Here is an 18,415-nt window from a genome sequence, read left to right as displayed (position 1 = left end):
CTGTGACAGGCACGATCGATCCCGCCGAGACGACGGCTGCCTCCGGTGCACCGGCAGGCCGGCGCACGGTCGGCGCTGGCGAGGGGCTGATCTCGGGCCGCTACCGGCTCGGTGAACTCCTGGGGACGGGCGGGTCGGCATCCGTCTTCTCCGCCGTGGACACGCAGGCAGGGGAGGGCGCAGTCAGAGAGATCGCCCTCAAGATCCTGCACCCGCACCTGTCCCGCTCCGACCGGGCCAGGGAAGCGTTCTTTGCGGAGGCCAGGGCCGCGGCCGTGTTGCGGCACCCGAACATCGTCGCGGTGCTCGGCGTCGGCGTGCACCACACCGGTCACGGCCCGGGGATCGGCGCCGGGACCGAGCCCCGCACCGGCACAGGCACCGGTGCGAACGCCGAGGAGCCGCAGGCCTGGATCGCGCTCGACCGCGCGCCGGGGATCAGCCTCGCCGAATACGTCGAGCATCGCGGGGCGCTGCCCGTCGGGCAGGCGCTCACCGTCGCGTCCGCGGTGCTGCGCGCCCTCGAGGCCGCGCACGACATCGGCCTGGTCCACCGCGACGTCTCCCCGGCCAACATCATGGTCGACCCGGACCCGGCCGGTAACGTCGGTATCGACGGAGTGCGCCTGCTCGACTTCGGCCTCGCGGATGCCGCCGGTCGCCCCGCCCTCGGCACCGACGTCCTCCGCAGCGCACCCGATGCGACAACGCAGGAAATCCCGGTCGTGCAGAGCGTGCTCGGGAGCGTGAACTACATGTCGCCGGAGCAGGCGCGGGGCGACGCCGTCGACGAACGCGGCGACGTGTACCAACTCGGCGGGGTGTTGTACTTCGCGCTCACCGCACGGGCGCCGTTCGTCCGGGATTCCGTCGCCGCGGTGATGCGCGCCCACGTGCAGTCTCCGCCGCCGGTGCCGTCGGTGCAGCACTCCGGCATCCCGCGGAGTGTCGACCGGCTCGTCGTCAAGGCGCTCCTCAAAGACCCGGACGCCCGGTTCCCCTCCGCCGCGGCGATGGGCGCGGCCGTCGACGCGGCCCTGGACCGCATCGGGGCCGGGGGAGTGCCGGGTCGCGCCGCGGCCCCGCCAGAGGGGGCCCTGCCCGGCGGCGGTCGCGTCTTGCCCGCGGACGACACCACGGGACTGTTCCGGCCGGGCGACCTCGCGGAGCTCGCTGAGCGCACGATGGTGCTCGGTGCGGTACCGGTACCGGTACCGGTACCGGTACCGGTCCCGGATCCTGTGCCTGTTCCGCACCCGATCCCGACCGCCCATCCCGCCCCGGCCACGATCGTGCACGCGACCGGAAACGCACGCGCGGGAACGGCATCCGCCGCGGTCGTCGTCCCGCCGGACAACCCGGCCTGGGTGCGGAGCGGCCGCAGCCGCCGTCGCGGCGGCGGGCTCTGGGCCGTCTCGATGATCCTCGTGATCGGGGGAGCATTCGCCTGGGTCCTCGCTGCCGGCGGCGCGGCGCCGACGTCGGTGGCCGTCACGAGCAGCACGCCCGCGCCCGCGAGCGCCACCCCCGAGCCGATGATCACCGCCCACGCCACGGCGGCGCCGAAGACCATCCGGGTGCCGGAGGTCTCCGTGATGACCCTCGACGGGGCACGGGCCGCGCTCGCCGCCCTCGGGCTCCGCCTCGGCGCGCTCACCCTCCAGGACTCGGGGCGCCCCCTCGACACGGTGCTCGGCGTCAGCCCGGCGGCCGGTACCTTCCTGGACCCCGGAGACCCGGTCGACCTCACCGTGGCGTCCGGCTCGAACACGGTGCCGGACACCGTCGGTCTCAGCAAGGCGGAGGCGATCGCCGCCCTCGAAAACGCGGGATTCCTGGTCCTCACCGACTCGAGGCCCGACGCCGCCGCGACGCCGGGAACCGTGATCGCGGTCGCCCCGTCCGGTCAGAAGACCCTGCGTCTCGGCACCTCCATCACCCTCACCCTGGCCACGGCGCCCGAGCCGTCTGCCGCCCCCACAGCCACGTCGACGCCCCCGCCGGGCCCGACACAGACCCCCGCTCCGACGCAGGCGCCCACGGGCTGACGGCTCCCGAATCGACCGCCACAACTCTCCACGCGGCGTCCACATCTCGGTTGAGAAATCGACGCCAATCGTTCACCAACCGCCCCGAACATATGTTTCGGACGCGTTACCCCCACCCGTGCGTTCACCCCCTCCCGAGTCTTTTCCAAGGACAGCCATGCCGATTTCGAGCCTCGTCTCGCCGCCCCTGGGCGACTCGCCCCTGGGCGACGCCTTCGGGACAGACCCGGCCGTTTTCGACCCGTCGAACCCCGACTCCCGGCCGCGGCGCTCCCTGGTCTCCCGCCCGTCGATCTCCGACTCGGTGTTCCGCTCGGTCGCGTTTAGCGCGGGCACGATCACCGTGCTGATCATGCTCGCGGTCGGTGTCTTCCTCTCGCTGCGCGCCGGCGACGCCCTCGGGGTCGCTGGGTTCAACTTCCTCTTCGAGCAGGACTGGTCGCCGGAAACGAAGAAGTTCGGCATCGCATCCGTTCTCTTCGGCACCATCACGATCGCCGTCATCGCAATGTGCGTCGCGGTGCCCCTCGCCCTCGGCACGGCGCTCCTCATCTCCGAGGTCGCCCAGGGGCGGCTCAAGTCCACGCTCGTCACCCTCGTCGACCTGATGGCCGCCGTTCCCAGCGTGGTGTTCGGCCTCTGGGGCGTGTTCTTCCTCCAGGCGAACGTCATCCCGGTCGCCACCTGGATCTCCACCTACTTCGGCTGGATCCCGTTCTTCAGCGTGACGGATGCGACGGGCCAGGCCCTCACCGAGGCAAGCGCCTTCACCTCCTCGGCCTTCATCGCCGGAATCGTGGTGGGCCTCATGGTCGTGCCCACCCAGACCTCGGTGATGCGCGAAGCCTTCTCCCAGGCGCCGATCGGTGAACGCGAGGCGGCCTTCGCTCTCGGCTCCACCCGGTGGGGCATGATCACGTCCGTGGTGCTCCCGTTCGGCCGCGGCGGCATCATCGGCGGCACCATGCTCGGCCTCGGCCGGGCCCTCGGCGAGACCATCGCCGTCTACATGATCATCTCCCCGATCTTCACGATCAACTGGGAGGTGCTCAAGACCGGCACGAACTCGGTGTCCGCGCTCATCGCGCTCCGCTACGGCGAGTCGAGCTCCTTCGGCCTCTCCGCACTGATGGCCGCCGGCCTCGTGCTCTTCCTGATCACTCTCGTGATCAACTTCACGGCCTCGTCGATCGTGGCGCGGTCCCGCTCCGGGGCGGAGAGCGACTGATGACCAGCGCACACAGCACCCAGGCGACGGATCCCGCGGCATCCGCCGGCCCCTCGACCCTCGTGATGACCGAGACGGCCGTCGAGCTCGAGGCCGAGCTCGAACTCCAGGCCGCAGCAGTCCGGCACACCACGAACATCCCCTCCTCGGTCGGCATCGAGATCGGCCCGCGCCGCCGGATGCGCGCCGCCAGGGTCGACGACCAGTTCAACATCCTCGGTGCTGCAGCGGCCGGCGTGGCCGTCGCCGTGCTGCTGTTCGGCTGGTTCGGACCGCTCTCCGGCTATGTCGGCTTCGTGATCGTCGCGTTCATCGCCTTCATCGGCTTCTACGCCCTGCTCGTCAGCCTGAAGAGCGACTGGCAGGAGGTCAAGGACCGGGTCATGTCGGTTGTCCTTTCGAGCGCCGGCGTGCTGCTCTTCGGCGCCCTCGTCTTCGTCGTCGCGTACACCCTCGTGCGCGGCCAGGAAGCCCTCCCGCACCTCAACTTCTTCACCGACAGCATGGAGCTCGCCGGCCCGCTCGACGGCCTCGAACTCGGCGGAATCTTCCACGCCATCCTCGGTACCCTGATGCAGATCACGATGGCGCTCATTGTCACCGTTCCGCTCGGCATCCTCACGGCCCTGTTCCTCAACGAGGTCGGCGGAAAGTTCGCCCGCTTCGTGCGCACCATCTCGGACGCGATGACGGCGCTGCCCTCGATCGTCGCCGGCCTCTTCGTCTACTCCGCGATCATCGTGCTGATCACCCACCAGCGCAGCGGGTTCGCCGCCTCGATGGCCATCACGGTGATGATGCTCCCGATCGTGATCCGCGCCTCCGACATCGTCCTCCGTCTCGTCGCGGGAAACCTTCGCGAAGCCGCGTACGCGCTCGGGTCCACGCGCTGGCGCACGGTCTGGCATGTCGTGCTGCCGACCGCCCGCCCCGGGCTCGCGACCGCCGTCATCCTCGGCACCGCCCGCGGAATCGGCGAGACCAGCCCCGTGCTGCTCACGTCCGGCGTCACCGCCGTCGTCAACCTCAACCCCTTCGAGGGACCGATGATCTCGTTGCCGCTGCAGGTCTTCGACTTCGTCAAGTCGCCGGAACCGAACATGATCGCCCGTGGCTTCGGGGCGGCGGCCGTGCTGATCCTCCTCGTGCTCACCCTGTTCGCGATCGCCCGCCTCATCGGCGGCAAGGGGCCGGGCGACCTGTCCCGCGCCCAGCAGCAGCGGGTCGTCGCGGCCTCCGGGCGCGACCTCAAGCGGATCACCGTTGCCGCCGACCGCCGCATCCTCCTCGAGGCGAACACCTCGGGGGCCTGGCCGCCGCCGACGGCACCACCGAACCACCCCAGCAGCCCAGCGCCGACGATCGACCTCAGCACAAAGGAGCCGTCCTCGTGACGCCGCAGCCCCGTTGGATCCGTGCGATCCGCGCCCTCTTCGCCCTCGCCGTCGTGGTGATTCTCGGTCTGTCCGGAACGCTGTCTGCCCAGGCCGTTTCCTACGACCCCATCACCGGAACCGGCTCGACCTGGTCCCAGAACGCCCTCGACCAGTGGCGCAAGAACGTGGCCTCGAACTACGGCATGACCGTCAACTATTCCGGTGTCGGCTCCTCCGCGGGCCGCCGGGACTTCGTGGCCGGAAACGTCGACTTCGCCGTCAGCGAGATCCCGTTCCAGACCGCTCCCGAAGACGGTTCAGCGCCCGAGGTTCCGAGTCGCGGCTACGCGTACATGCCGATCGTCGCCGGTGGCACCTCGTTCATGTACAACCTCAAGATCAACGGTGCCCGCGTCTCCAACCTGCGCCTGAGTGGCGAGGTCGTCACCAAGATCTTCACCGGCGTCATCACCAAGTGGAACGACCCGGCGATCCAGACGGACAACCCCGGACTGAAGATGCCGGACAAGGGCATCGTCCCTGTCGTGCGGTCGGACGGCTCGGGCTCGACCGCCCAGTTCAGCCTCTGGATGTCCAAGCAGTACAACTCCCTCTGGGGCGCTTTCTGCGTCAAGGTCGGCAAACCGGCCTCCTGCGGCCTCACCTCGCAGTACCCGACCTACGGCAACGCGAAGGCCCAGAGCGGTTCGGCGGGCGTCGCCGGGTATGTCGCCCAGGACTATGGCGAAGGCGCCATCACGTACGTCGAGTATTCCTACGCGCTCAAGGCCGGCTTCCCGGTCGCCAAGGTCCTGAACACCGCCGGATACTACGTCGAGCCGACCGCGAACTCCGTCGCCGTTGCCCTGCTGCAGGCAAAGATCAAGACGGATGTCCCGGTCTCGAGCCCCGACTACCTCACCCAGATCCTCGACGGCGTCTACAACAACCCCGACCCGCGCACGTACCCGCTGTCGAGCTACTCCTACATGATCGTGCCGACCGAGGTCGGCGGTGTCTTCACCGCGAAGAAGGGCCTCACCCTCGGCGCGTTCGCGAACTACATGCTCTGCGAGGGCCAGCAGCAAGCGGCGGCCCTGGGCTACTCGCCGCTCCCGATGAACCTTGTGCTCGCCGGGTTCGACCAGATCAAACGAGTGCCGGGAGCGGATGTCTCGGGCGTCGACATCAACAACTGCAACAACCCGACCTTCAAGGCCGGCGACTCCCCATCGAGCAACCTGCTCGCGACCAACGCACTCAAGCCCGCCGACTGTGACAAGGTCGGCACGAGCCAGTGTGTCACCGGAACAGGAGGGGCGCCCGATGACACGGCGACGACCGGAACCGGTACCGGCGGCTCCGCAGCCACGGCCGACACGGCCGCGGCGGCAGCGGCCGCCGCAGGAGCAGGGGCCGGAGCGGCGGCGACGACGGCAAACGCCGGGGCAGCGGGCACGGGCGATGCCGCGGCCGCGGTCTACGACGAGAACGGTGCTCTCGTCTCAGGCGGCACCGGTGGCACGGCCTCGACCGGAGTGGCCGGGTCCGCGGTGGCGTCGCCCTTCACCCTCGCCGACAACGGCTGGGGTGCGCAGCAGTCGATCATGCTGTTCGCCGGCGTGTTGCTCATCGGCTCTGCCGTGCTGCCCCCGGTGCTCTGGCGCCGGCTCAAGCCACGCGGTCCGAAGGCGGGCACCAAGTGAAGCGCCTGATCCTGTCCACGGACTCGATGTGGACCCGCGCCGGCGCAAGCGGCATCGTCGTGGGCGTTGTCGTCGGCATCGGAGTGTCCATGCTGGCCTCCATTACCCCGCCCGCAGCATCCGCGGACACCTCGAGCGCCGTCACGGTGGCCGCCAAGGGCTATGACCTCGACATCTCGACGGCACCGTTCCCCGACCTCAAGGTGACAGTCTCTCAGACGAAGGACCTCGTCTCGCAGGGAATCGTCGTCAACTGGACCGGCTCGGGCGCGAAGTCGGTCCGGCCTGACGCCAGCTCGGGCGGCCAGAACTTCCTGCAGATCGCGCAGTGCTGGGGTGAGGACCCGCTGAACCCCGGGCATCCCGACCGCACCACCTGCCAGTACGGCGGTTTTCCCGGCAAGGCCGCGTCCACGCGCGACACCTCGGTTTCTGACGAATTCGTCAACGCCAAGGACACCCAATACACATCGCCCTCGAACGGCTTCACGATCCCGGCGGTCACGGCGATCCCGTACCGTGCCTCGACGGGCGGAACGATCTCGTCCGTCTTCAAGAATGGCGCCGGCGTCCTCACCCATTACATCCTCGATCCCCTGACAGGGCTTGTTCAGACCGCGAACGGCACGCCGGCTGCCACTGGCGTGACCCTGCCCTCCCCGATCGTGGGCGTCGACCTCGCCACGAACGAGTTCTACACGCAGTACACGACCAACGAGGTGCCGTGGGTGGGGTCGAGTGACACTGGCGCCGGCTCCGTCAAGTTCGAGGTCCAGACCGCGATGCAGTCTCCCGGCCTCGGCTGCGGTATGCCGGTCACGGCCACGGACGGCACGGTCACGGGCAAGTCCTGCTGGCTCGTCGTCATCCCGCGCGGCACCAACGACGTCGGCGAGTCGTACATCACCAAGTCCGGCCTGTTCTGGGACGCCTGGCAGCACAGTGTGGCCGTCAAGCTCGACTTCAAGCCGATCGGTCTGCGCTGCTCCATCGGCTCGGCCGAGAAGCAACTCTCCGGAAGCGAACTCGCCTCGGCGGCCGTCGCGTCCTGGCAGCCCAACCTCTGCACCGGCTCGACCGGATCCTCCTTCGTGCTCAGCACCGGCAACGAGGAAGACTCTCTCCTCTCCGCAAGCCAGAAGACCCCGAGTCCTCTCGCCCTGACATCGCGTGCCCTACAGACGACGAAGGCGGATCCCGTGCAGTACGCGCCGATCGCACTCTCCGGACTCGCCGTGTCCTTCTCGATCGACCGGAGGGTGAAACCCGTCGGCGCCGTGCCTCAGGAATACAAGGACAAGAACACCGAGTCCTTCACCTCGATGAACCTCACCCCGCGCCTGATCGCGAAGCTGTTGACGAACTCATATCTGGACTCCTTGCCGACGGGGGCCCCCGCTACCTCCAAATCGCTCGCGTTCTTCGTCGATAACCCCGAGAAGGTAAACCACAACGCGAGGAACCTGACCGTTGACCCCGACTTCCTCGCCGTGAACGACGCGGAATGGCAGTACCAGGACCTGACGGGTCCGTCCCTCGGCGACATGCTCCTGCCCTCGGGGCGCTCCGACGAGGCCCTACAGCTGTGGCGCTACGTGCTCTCAGATCCGGATGCCGTGGCTTTCCTCAACGGCGAAGCCGACAAGTGGGGCATGAAGGTCAACCCCTGGTACGCAACAAAGGACGCCGTCAACTCCTCCGGCACAAAAATGACCGTGCCCCGCACCAACTTCCCCAAGGCTGACCCAATCGCACGGGTGGCCACGGCCGACGGCCAGACCGAAGTCAACCTCGTCACCTGGCGCCCGTACGCGAGCGACTTCGAGAACGGCGCCTACCTCACCCTGCGCGGTGACGGCCAGGAGCTCGGCGACTGGAGCCCGAACACGGTTCCGCCGAAATGGGGCAAGAGCGTTCGCAACCTCGTCGGCACCCAGCGGGTGCTCGGACTCACGACAACGGCGGCAGCAGCCCGGTACCAGACGGTGACGGCGTCACTGCGAAACTCGGCGGGCACTTTCGTTGCCGCGAACTCCGCATCCCTGCTGGCCGCGGCCGCGGCGATGACCCCGACCACCGAGAACGCGGCCGTGCTCGAATACAACCCCACGAGCGCGAGCGCCAGGGCGGCGGCGTCGGCCTACCCGATGACCATGCCGGTCTACGCGGCGCTCAACCCACTGCAGACGGATGCCTCCGCCCGCGCCATTTACGCCAACATGATCCGCTACGCCGTTGCCGCCGGTCAGGTTCCCGGCAGTGCGATCGGCCAGCTCCCCGAGGGGTACGCGTCGATTCCGGCCAGCTGGGTCGCCCAGGCCCTCGCAGCCGCGACAGCCATCGAAAAGGGCATCAGCCCGATCGTCTCGGCGACTCCGACACCCACTCCCTCACCGACCGTCGCGGCCACTGCCGCCGCCCCTGCGGCGGCCTACGTCAACCCGAACGCAGGCAGTGGAACGGCAGCGGTCGCGGCCGTCGCCGCCGCCGTCGCCGGGACCGCGACCGCGACCGACCCTGCGGCTACCGGCGCGTCGGCCGGACCCCTCGTCGGCAAGCCGACGCCTTCCGATCCGGTCATCGGCCCCATTCCGGCAGCCATCCCTGTCGGATTCCTCTCCGGGCTGCTCGCAGCCGGTGGAGTCCCCCTGATTTCGCGTGTCCGGAGACGATCCTGATGCGCGCACAGCTTGACGTCCAGATTCCGGGTTTCGGCTTGGGACCAGACATCAGGAAAGACGTTCCCGCCCGGGTTCGTCTCATGCAGTACACCCGAAAGGCATCATCACAGTGATTTCGAAGAAGGCAATTGCGCTCTGCGCGACCGTCGGCGTCGCCCTCACCGGTTTCGCCATCGCGACGCCGGCCAACGCCGAGCCCGTTTCCAACAGCTACGTCGCCGTCGGCTCGGACACCCTGGAAGACGTGGTCAGCGCCCTGGCCAACGGATCCTCGCTCTCCGGATCTTCGGTTCGCTCGACGACCGCAGGTGGCGCGACCATCGGATCGTTCGACGCGACCGGCACGGCCTACATCACCACGAAATCCTCAGGCGTGCGCTTTGGACGCCCGAACGGGTCGGGTGACGGTCGCACGGCGCTCCTCCGCTCCATCGATGGCGCGGCATACACGTCTGGTACGGTCGGCGCGCCTGCCGCTGTCGTGATCAGCGGTCAGGTTGACATCGCGCGTTCCTCGGGCTCCGGCACCGTCGACGCCGCCGGAAGCCTGATCCAGGTTCCCTTCGGCCGTGACGCCATCGCCTACGCCTACGACAATGGCTCTACCGCGACCGGCATCGACACGATCGACACCGCGACCATGACGAGCCTCTACACCTGCAGCGTCACCACCCTCGGCGGCGTCACGGTCACCCCGATCATCCCGCAGGCCGGTTCCGGCACCCGCAAGGACTTCATGTCCAAGATCGGCGTCACCGACGCCACTCTCGGTTCCTGTGTCCAGACCGGCCAGGAGCACGACGCGTCCAACCTCGGCATCAACCAGATCATGCCGATGTCGGTCTCTCGTTGGGTCGCCATGAACACCGGTGCCAGCTACCCCAAGAAGAAGGACACCACGGTTCTCGGCTCGCTCGTTGCCGGCACCACCCCCGTCACCGGCACCGGCACCTCGATGGTCCCGAACGCCACTTACTATGCTGACTCCGTCTGGGGTCGCGACACCTACCTGGTCGTGCAGTACGCCCGCGTCGACCCGACCAACGCCTCCTACGACGCCACACTGGCCGGCCTGCTTGACCCGACCAAGAGCACCAGCCTGACCAACTCGCAGACCTCCCTCGCCTCCAAGGCCGGTTCGCTGAAGAAGAAGTTCGGCATCCTGGCACCCTCCACCACCACCGCTGTCCGCATCTCCAAGTAGCCCGACCTACTTCTAGAAAAGGTATTTGAATCTCATGAAGCTCAACAACAAGCTCCGCTTCGCCGCTGTCGGCGTCGTCTCCCTCGCCCTCGTTGCCGGCGCCTCCATGGTCGCCTCGGCCACCACCCAGACCAACGGCTCCGCAGCACCCCTCTACCTCTACGACGGCAACGGCATTCCGCTTGTCGACGGCGCCAGCCTGGGGTGGGGCGATGACATGATCGGTTCCTCGGTCAACAACGACCCCAGCGGAGAGTTCGCCTGCCCCGTCGGCACCACCGGAATCTTCGCGTTCCTCTCGGCCCCCGGCACAGAGACGGTCCCTGGCACCTGGAAGGCATACGCCCCCCTCGGCTTCAACGGTGCCACCCTCAACGTGCTGAACCCGTTCATCACCCCGGTTTCGCTGTACAACGGCGCCCAGGGCGCCGCTAAGGCCGCCGGTGGAAACTACAGCCTCGGCATTGCCTGCACCAACCTGAACGGTGTCGCGGTCACCTCCGCGTTCTTCCGTTCGATCTCGGTCACGCCGGTGACCGGTGCCTTCACGGCCTCCGCCACGACCGACGTCGTCACGACGCCGACCGCCACCCCGACCCCGACCCCGACCGCCCCGGCCGGCACGACCGGTACCGTCGCTCTCGCGCCGACCACCGCGAACGCCACCAACGGTGCGCTCGCCCTCACGGTTCCGGCCGGCGCCGCGGCGACGTTCTCCGCTCCGTCGCTCGTGAACAACAAGTCGACCACGGTCGGTACCCTCGGTGCCGTCACGGTCAACGACGGCCGCGTCGTCTCCCGCAACGGCTGGGACCTGTCCGCGAACGTTGCGAACTTCGTCAACTCAACCGACGCGACCAGCACCATCAGCAAGGTCCAGCTCGGCCTCGCCCCGTCGGTCACCGTTGCCGGCACCTCCGCGACCGGCGTCACCGCCGCCGCAGCCCAGGTCGCCGGTTCGGCGTCCTACCCGGCCGCCTTCGCCTCCGGCGCGGCAGCCAACACGGTCGGCGACAGCGTTCTCAACGCCGGCCTGACCTTCGTCGCACCGCAGGAGAAGGCGGCCGGCACCTACACGTCGACGCTGACCCTCACGGTCGTCTCGAAGTAGTAGCGCTACCCGAGTAGAGGGGGAGGGGCGGCGCCCGCGCCGTCCCTCCCTTTCCTCAGCACCACTCCGCATTCCGCTCCACCCCCAAGATTTCGGATCCGCCCGCAGAAAAGAGAACGCCGATCGTGATTCCCCGCCACTCCCTCTCCCGCAGCGTCGCCCTCGGTGCCGCCGGAGTGCTGGTAACCCTCGGACTGACCCTGACCCTCGGAGTCGCGGGTGCCTGGGCCGCGGACGGTTCCGACGGCATCGCCGGGGCCCCGTCGTCCAACGGCGGCGTGGACCAGGACCGATCGCGTTTCACCTACCAGGTCGATCCGGGCCAGGTCATCAACGACGAATACCTCGTCGAGAACACCGGTACGACCACGCAGGCCGTCACCGTCTACGCCACCGACGCGTACAACGCCGAGGACGGCACGTTCGCCCTCCTCGAAGGCAGTGAAGCCCCCAAGGATGCCGGCAGCTGGGTCACCTTCGAGAACGGTACCGGCCGTGTCTCGGTCACCCTGGAACCGGGCGCCCAGCAGGTGCTCCCGTTCACAATGAAGACCCCGGCCGAGGCGAAGCCCGGCGACCACGCCGGCGGCATCGTCGTCTCGGCCCTCTCCCCGGCCGGGCAGGTCTCGGTCGACCGGCGCGTCGCCATCCGCCTGTATGTGCGCGTCAAGGGTCTCCTGCAGCCGGCGCTGACGATCAGCAGCATTGAATCCGCCTATGAGGGCAGCATCAACCCCTTCGCCGGCGACACGAAGATCCGAGTGAGCCTCACCAACACCGGCAACGTGTCCCTTGGGGCCAATACGGTCTCCCAGGTCAAGGGCATCTTCGGCATCCCCCTGTCCGGGCTGACTGACCAGGAGATCTCGGAGATGCTTCCGGGAAGTTCCCGCACCGTGACGCTGACCGTCTCCGGCGTCGGCGCCTGGGTCTACCTCAACCCGCATGTCTCCCTCGTCGGCACGATCGACCCCGACGCACTCAACCCAGGAGCCCTGCCGACCGCGGAACGCGACTCGAGCCTCGTCGTGGTGCCGTGGGCCTTCCTGCTCCTCCTTCTCGTCGCGGCCGTGACCTGGCTCATCGTGAGGCTCAGCCGCAAGCGCGACTCGACCCGGGCTGCGGCGTGGATCGAATACACCGAGGCGGAAGCGCGCCGCAAGGCTCGCGAAGAGGCCCTCGTGGGCGCCAGCGCGGACGGCGCCGCCGCGCACAACCCGACACCGTAACCACTGCACCTCCGCACGCCTTGCTCCACTGCCCTGCAGTTTCACCCAGGCACCGCAGCTCCACCGCACCAGGATCCATCGGGGAAACACATGTTCCAACTGCCCATCCGTTCGACTCTCATCACCGGCGCACTGGTCGCCCTGCTTGCTCTGGTCGGGACGGTCTCCATCTCGTCCGTGGCGCAGGCCGATGACAGTGGGGGGGTCGCGCTCACGGTGAGTGTGGCCGACAAGCTTCCGAACGGGCCCGTCGAGATCCACTGTGTGCTCCCGGTCGGCTCGCGGGTCGATTCGGCGCCGGTGTACGTCACCATCCGCGGGCTCAAGCCGTTTTCGCACGTCGAGGTCTGGGTGCACTCCACTCCGTTCCTGCTGATCAGCGGAAACGCCGACGCTGCCGGTGACTTCGCAGGCAGCGGCACCCTTCCCCCCGACCTCGAGGCCGGAGGACACACCATCGAGGTGATCGGCACCACGGCCGCGGACGACCCGTTCAGCCAGGTGGCGGCATCCTTCGCCGTGACGGACGCCGGAACAATCGGATCTGCAACGACGAGCGACACCAACGGCGTGCTCAGCCTCGTCGTGCCCGCCGCTGCCGTCGCCGCGTTCAATGCCCCGGTGCTGGTCTCGAACCGGTCGACGACCACCGGTGTCCTGGGCAGCTTCGCGGTCAGCGACTCCCGGGTGCTCACCCAGGAAGGCTGGATCCTGTCGGCCGATGTCGCCGACTTCGTGAACGCCGCGGACGGCAGCGTGATCGGTGCTTCCCAGCTCGGGCTCGCGCCGCAGCTGGTCAGCACCGACGCCACCGGGGTGAGCCTCGTCACCGCCCAGACCGCGGGTTCGGCGACGTATCCGATGAACCTCGCCGTGGCCGCCCCGGCCCAGACCGTGGGCACGACCGTGCTCAACGCCGGCCTCACTTTCGTCGCGCCGCCCGAGAAGTCAGTCGGCACCTACCGATCCACCCTCTCCCTCACCCTCGTTTCCCAGTAGCCGGCCGGTCGCCGACTCTATCCTGTCGCGCTCGTACGGCACGGAATGAGCGAGGCTCGGTTTCCTGCTGTGTTTGCCTCTTGTTTGCCCGCCCGTCAGCTCGCCGAAACCTCGAATGGACTAACTTGACTGTGCTCACATCCGCTCACGCGCGCCTGATTCTGGTCGTGGCCCTCATCGCGTTCGCGCCGGTGGCGGGCCTGGCCGGACTCGCCATGAGTGCACAGGCGGCGACGGATGACCCGAACGGTGTGGGCATCAGCGTGGGTGTCGTCGGGCCGTCGAGCCGGGCGACGACGACCCCGGCCGTCACGAACCCGGTGAAATCCGTGGCCGTGCCCGCGGTGACCCAAACGACGATCAAGGACACCGCCGCCGCGGCCTCGGCGCTCGGCGCGAACCCGACCAAGATCGCGGGCGTCTTCTACGTGAGCGGCCTCACGACACGCATCGATTCTGAGGCCGGGCCGGGCGGCGGCACCATGGTGCTCGACTTCACGATGCGCAACATCACGGATGCCCCGATCACCTCGAGCCTGCGCTTCTGGCTCGACAACGCGGTCGACCTCCCCGTCGCCATCGTCGACAAGGTCAGTATCGACAGCCTCGCCCCCAATGAGACCCGCACCGTCTCGGCCACCATTCGGGACGTCGGCCAGTGGGCCTGGTTCAAGGGTCACGTCACCATGACGCCTCCCGCGGACATCGGCGGCACGGCGCTCTCGCCCGTCACCCGGGACTCGTTCAGCATCATCCCGCCCTACTTCGCCCTGATCGCGCTCGCGATCGCCGGCACGCTGACCCTGATCCTCCGCTTCGTGCTCCTCGTACCGCGGCCCACCCCCAAACTCGCGGAAGAGGTGGCGTCATGACGACAGCCAGGCTGCCCCGTCGTCCCCAACGCCCCACGGTGCCGAAGGTGCCGAGAATGCCGCGAGGCTGGGTCCCGCCGGTTTCGCCCGGCGTTTCCGAGATGCAGGCGGTCCACCCCCTCGCGGGACAGTCCGCGGGACCCCGGGACTGGTCACCGCCCGGCCCGGGCACTCTGGGCGGTGGTGGCGGACTCCCCGGCACACCGCCGGAGCGCGGCCGCCAGGGCAAGCCGCCGAAACCACCGAAGATCCCGACGCCGCCGCGGCGTAGCCCGCCGCCCCCTCGGCCGCCGGTCGTGCTCACCCAGCGCGACCAGGTCATCCGCTCGACCCTGGCGATTCTCGCCATCCTCATCTTCGGGTTCCTCGCCAACCTGACCGTGCTCGGCCAGCTGCAGCACATCGTGTCCCAGCAGCAGCTCACGAACACCTTCCGGTACGAGCTCGCCCAGGGAACGGCCCCGGTCAGCGAGGGCACCGTCGACAAGGTGCTGCTCACCTCCGGCACACCCGTGGCCGTGCTCGACATCCCCTCGATCGACGTGCACGAGATCGTCGTCGAGGGCACAGACTCCGGCACCCTGCGCGCCGGCCCCGGCCATCGCCGCGACACGCCGCTACCCGGCCAGTCCGGCATCAGCGTGCTCATGGGCCGCGCCGCCGCCTACGGTGGTCCGTTCGCCCGGCTGCAGGAACTGCGCCCCGGCCAGCAGTTCACCGTGATCACCGGCCAGGGCGAGCAGACGTTCTCGGTGCTCGGCCTGCGCTACGCCGGCGACCCCGCACCCGCAAGCCTCGGTGCAGGCAAGAGCCGACTGATCCTCGAGAGCGCCCGCGGGCCGGCCTACGTGCCGAGCGGCGTCGTGCGCGTGGATGCCGAACTCGTCTCCGAGACGAAGCCCGCCGGCAAGCGCCAGACCACCTTCGCGACCCTGCCCCTGCAGGACAAGGAACTCGCGACCGACACCACAACGGTGTGGGCCCTCGTCTTCGCCCTGCAGTTCCTGCTGGTCATCGAACTCGCCGCCGTCTGGGCGTTCCGCCGGGTCGGCCTCCGCAAGACCTGGATCGTCTTCCTTCCGGTTGTCACTGTCGGGGGGCTCTTCGTGGCCGACCAACTCGTGCGCCTCCTCCCGAACCTGCTGTAGTCCCGAACCTGCTTCAGTCCCGAAACTGCTGTAGACCAATGAAACGAGTGTCATGACCGACAATGTGCAGAACGACGAGCTCACCCAGGTGCTGCCGCCGGTGAAGGGACCGGTCCGGCGTGACCGCAAGCAGCGCGCGCAGGCGAGGACCGAGGCCCGGCCCGAGGTCGTGGCCGACGCGCCGGTCAAGGCTCCCCGGCTCGGAGGCTTCAGCGCGCCCTGGCTGAAGCGGCCGTCTGCCGCGGATGCCGGGGTCTACGCGAGCTTCAGCCCGCCGGTGCGCGAGATCGCACCACTCGCAACCCTCGAGGGCCGCAACGTCTCGGCCTGGTTCGGCGAACGCCAGGTGCTCGACCGGGTCAACCTCACCATGCCGGCCGGCATCATCACCTCCCTGATCGGCCCGTCCGGCTGCGGCAAGTCCACGTTCCTGCGCATCCTGAACCGGATGCACGAGCTCGTGCCGTCCGCGAGCCTCGCCGGTGAAGTCCTCCTCGACGGTGAGGACATCTACGACCCCGAACGCAAGCTCGTCGACGCCCGCAAGAGCATCGGCATGGTGTTCCAGAAGCCCAACCCGTTCCCGGCCATGTCGATCTACGACAACGTCATCGCCGGGCTCACCCTCACCGGCAAGCGTGCCTCCAACGATGAGAAAGACTTCCTCGTCGAGAGCTGCCTGACCAAGGCCGGGCTCTGGAAGGAGGTGCGCGACCGGTTGCGCGCGCCCGGTTCCGGACTCTCCGGAGGGCAGCAGCAGCGTCTGTGCATCGCGCGGTCGCTCGCGGTGACCCCGCGCATCCTCTTGATGGACGAACCGTGCTCGGCCCTCGACCCGACTTCCACGCGGGTGATCGAGGAGACCATGCTCGAGCTCGCCCACGAGGTCACGATCGTGATCGTGACGCACAACATGCAGCAGGCACAGCGCGTGTCGCAGAACTGCGCGTTCTTCCTCGCCGCCCAGGGCACGCCCGGCGGCATCGTGGAGCACGGGCCGACCGACGCCATGTTCGGCAACCCGATCGACAGCCGCACCGCCGACTACGTCAACGGCCGTTTCGGCTAGCCCCGGCCGGGTAAAGAAACGATGGGGGATTCTCAAAGCATAGACAAACGTCTATACTTTGAGGACATCGAGAGTGAGGAACCCCCGTGTCTGAGAAGCCCACCGTCCTGTTCGTCTGCATCCACAATGCCGGTCGCTCGCAGATGGCCGCCGGCTATATGCGCGCCCTGTCCGGCGGCGCCGTCGAGGTGCGCTCCGGCGGCTCGGAGCCGGGTGACCAGATCAATCCGATGGCGATCCAGGCCATGAGCGAAGAGGGCATCGACATCTCCCAGGCCGTTCCGCAGCTGATGACCACCGAGCAGGTGCGCGAGTCCGACGTCGTCATCACCATGGGCTGCGGCGACGTCTGCCCGATCTTCCCCGGCAAGCGTTACGAGGACTGGGAGCTCGTCGACCCCAAGGGCAAGAGCATCGACGAGGTGCGCCCGATCCGCGACGACATCAAGGCGCGCGTCGAGGCCCTCCTCGCCGAGCTCCTGCCCGCGAGCGTCTAAGCCGACGGCCACGACGGGTGCCGCTGCTCGGGTGGCCACTTCGGCCTGCGCTCTTGGCGGGATTCGTCGTGGTTGAGCGCTAGCTGCGCGGCGCCGGGAACAGGCGGGGCCGGAGCCAGAGCGCCACGTAGACGAGGGCGACGAGGACGGGGACCTCGATCAACGGGCCAACGATGCCCGCGAGGGCCTGACCGCTGCCGGCACCGAAGGTGCCGATCGCGACCGCGATCGCGAGCTCGAAGTTGTTGCCCGCCGCAGTGAAGGCGAGGGTCGCGGTGCGCTCGTACGGCAGGCCGATGAGCTTCCCGAGCAGGAAGCCGGTGAGGAACGTCACAAGGAAGTAGACGAGGAGCGGCAGGGCGATGCGGGCGACGTCCTGCGGCCGGTCGATGACCTGCCTGCCCTGCAGGGCGAACAGGAGCACGATCGTGAAGAGGAGCCCGTAGAGGGCGAACGGCCCGACCTTCGGCAGGAACCGGGCCTCGTACCAGTCCCGGCCGCGGGTGGCCTCGCCCACCCGGCGGGACAGGTATCCGGCCAGGAGCGGGATGCCGAGGAACACGAGCACGCTCGCCGTGATGGCCCAGATCGAGAAGTCCGCGCTCGTGGTGGACAGGCCGAGCCAGGCCGGAAGGATCTGCAGGTAGAACCAGCCGAGCGCCGCGAAGGCGAAGACCTGGAAGACGGAGTTGATGGCGACGAGGAAGGCGGCGGCCTCGCGGTCCCCGCAGGCGAGTTCGTTCCAGATCAGCACCATCGCGATGCAGCGGGCGAGGCCGACGATGATCAGCCCGGTGCGGTACTCGGGCAGGTCGGGCAGGAAGATCCAGGCGAGCGTGAACATCAGCGCGGGCCCGACGAGCCAGTTCATCACGAGCGACGAGACCAGAAGGCGCTTATCGCCGGCCACGGCGCGGGCATCCGAATACCGCACCTTCGCGAGCACCGGATACATCATCACGAGCAGGCCGATGGCGATCGGCACGCTGACCGAGCCGATCGTGAACGCGCCGAGCAGCGTGCCGATGCCGGGGGCGGCGACCGCGAGCAGGAGGCCGAAACCCATCGCCGCGAGAATCCAGACCGGGAGGAGCCGGTCGGTGAACCCGAGACGGGCCGGAGCGGTGATCGGGGTGGCGACGGATGGAACGGTCGGGGTTTCAGGGAAGGGCATGGGGCTCCGCACCATCAGAAAATGAATAGATGAACGTCGATATGACGCGTTCCCACTCTATCGACGAATGTCG

The 18,415-nt window shown here is 68.6% G+C and carries 14 protein-coding genes; 13 read left to right on the top strand and 1 reads right to left on the bottom strand.

Going from position 1 to position 18,415, the window contains the following annotated elements:
- Positions 1 to 2 precede the first annotated feature (2 nt).
- The 13 genes from E3O46_RS15550 to E3O46_RS15490 all read left to right on the top strand — a co-directional run bounded on the left by E3O46_RS15550 (position 3) and on the right by E3O46_RS15490 (position 17,168).
- The gene (locus E3O46_RS15550) at positions 3 to 2,048 is read left to right on the top strand and encodes a protein kinase domain-containing protein (protein ID WP_134562023.1); all 2,046 of its coding nucleotides are present in this window, start codon (positions 3 to 5) and stop codon (positions 2,046 to 2,048) included.
- A 157-nt stretch (positions 2,049 to 2,205) separates the two neighbouring features.
- Positions 2,206 to 3,276, top strand: a complete 1,071-nt coding sequence (gene pstC / locus E3O46_RS15545; protein ID WP_134448225.1) for a phosphate ABC transporter permease subunit PstC — start codon at positions 2,206 to 2,208, stop codon at positions 3,274 to 3,276.
- Positions 3,276 to 4,670 (top strand): phosphate ABC transporter permease PstA, encoded by a 1,395-nt coding sequence (pstA, locus tag E3O46_RS15540; RefSeq protein WP_241975205.1) that lies wholly within the window; start codon positions 3,276 to 3,278, stop codon positions 4,668 to 4,670. Before pstC ends, pstA begins: the two co-directional genes overlap by 1 nt.
- On the top strand, positions 4,667 to 6,358 hold the full coding sequence (gene pstS, locus E3O46_RS15535) for a phosphate ABC transporter substrate-binding protein PstS (RefSeq protein ID WP_241975206.1): 1,692 nt from the start codon (positions 4,667 to 4,669) through the stop codon (positions 6,356 to 6,358). Before pstA ends, pstS begins: the two co-directional genes overlap by 4 nt.
- Entirely contained in the window at positions 6,355 to 9,036 is a 2,682-nt protein-coding gene (locus tag E3O46_RS15530) for a hypothetical protein (protein ID WP_134448227.1), read from the top strand. Before pstS ends, E3O46_RS15530 begins: the two co-directional genes overlap by 4 nt.
- A gap of 112 nt (positions 9,037 to 9,148) precedes the next feature.
- Positions 9,149 to 10,243, top strand: a complete 1,095-nt coding sequence (locus E3O46_RS15525; RefSeq protein WP_134448229.1) for a hypothetical protein — start codon at positions 9,149 to 9,151, stop codon at positions 10,241 to 10,243.
- Between the two features lie 25 nt (positions 10,244 to 10,268).
- Positions 10,269 to 11,354, top strand: coding sequence for a hypothetical protein (locus E3O46_RS18375; protein WP_166791092.1), 1,086 nt, complete (start codon positions 10,269 to 10,271; stop codon positions 11,352 to 11,354).
- A 125-nt stretch (positions 11,355 to 11,479) separates the two neighbouring features.
- Positions 11,480 to 12,583, top strand: a complete 1,104-nt coding sequence (locus E3O46_RS15515) for a WxL protein peptidoglycan domain-containing protein (protein ID WP_166790584.1) — start codon at positions 11,480 to 11,482, stop codon at positions 12,581 to 12,583.
- A 90-nt stretch (positions 12,584 to 12,673) separates the two neighbouring features.
- The gene (locus tag E3O46_RS15510) at positions 12,674 to 13,582 is read left to right on the top strand and encodes a hypothetical protein (protein WP_134562022.1); all 909 of its coding nucleotides are present in this window, start codon (positions 12,674 to 12,676) and stop codon (positions 13,580 to 13,582) included.
- A 131-nt stretch (positions 13,583 to 13,713) separates the two neighbouring features.
- Complete coding sequence (locus E3O46_RS15505) at positions 13,714 to 14,454, top strand: hypothetical protein (RefSeq protein WP_134562021.1); 741 nt, start codon at positions 13,714 to 13,716, stop codon at positions 14,452 to 14,454.
- Entirely contained in the window at positions 14,451 to 15,602 is a 1,152-nt protein-coding gene (locus E3O46_RS15500) for a sortase (protein WP_241975207.1), read from the top strand. The genes E3O46_RS15505 and E3O46_RS15500 overlap by 4 nt, the downstream gene beginning before the upstream one ends.
- A 286-nt stretch (positions 15,603 to 15,888) precedes the next feature.
- Positions 15,889 to 16,671 (top strand): phosphate ABC transporter ATP-binding protein, encoded by a 783-nt coding sequence (locus tag E3O46_RS15495; protein ID WP_198413438.1) that lies wholly within the window; start codon positions 15,889 to 15,891, stop codon positions 16,669 to 16,671.
- An 86-nt stretch (positions 16,672 to 16,757) separates the two neighbouring features.
- Positions 16,758 to 17,168, top strand: coding sequence for an arsenate reductase ArsC (locus E3O46_RS15490; protein ID WP_134558192.1), 411 nt, complete (start codon positions 16,758 to 16,760; stop codon positions 17,166 to 17,168).
- 79 nt (positions 17,169 to 17,247) lie between these two features.
- Here the strand turns inward: E3O46_RS15490 and arsB are convergent, their stop codons facing one another.
- The gene (gene arsB / locus E3O46_RS15485; RefSeq protein ID WP_134558193.1) at positions 17,248 to 18,342 is read right to left on the bottom strand and encodes an ACR3 family arsenite efflux transporter; all 1,095 of its coding nucleotides are present in this window, start codon (positions 18,340 to 18,342) and stop codon (positions 17,248 to 17,250) included.
- Between the last annotated feature and the right edge of the window lie 73 nt (positions 18,343 to 18,415).

Source organism: Cryobacterium glucosi (genome assembly GCF_004402235.1).
Classification (GTDB): domain Bacteria; phylum Actinomycetota; class Actinomycetes; order Actinomycetales; family Microbacteriaceae; genus Cryobacterium; species Cryobacterium glucosi.
This window is presented reverse-complemented; position numbering and strand designations above follow the sequence as displayed.

What these genes read in the sequence shown, in the direction of transcription:
- pstC (WP_134448225.1), top strand. Translation starts at nt 2,206, where the DNA reads ATGCCGATTTCGAGCCTCGTCTCGCCGCCCCTGGGCGACTCGCCCCTG.
- pstA (WP_241975205.1), top strand. Translation starts at nt 3,276, where the DNA reads ATGACCAGCGCACACAGCACCCAGGCGACGGATCCCGCGGCATCCGCC.
- E3O46_RS15510 (WP_134562022.1), top strand. Translation starts at nt 12,674, where the DNA reads ATGTTCCAACTGCCCATCCGTTCGACTCTCATCACCGGCGCACTGGTC.
- E3O46_RS15500 (WP_241975207.1), top strand. Translation starts at nt 14,451, where the DNA reads ATGACGACAGCCAGGCTGCCCCGTCGTCCCCAACGCCCCACGGTGCCG.
- arsB (WP_134558193.1), bottom strand. Translation starts at nt 18,342, where the DNA reads ATGCCCTTCCCTGAAACCCCGACCGTTCCATCCGTCGCCACCCCGATC.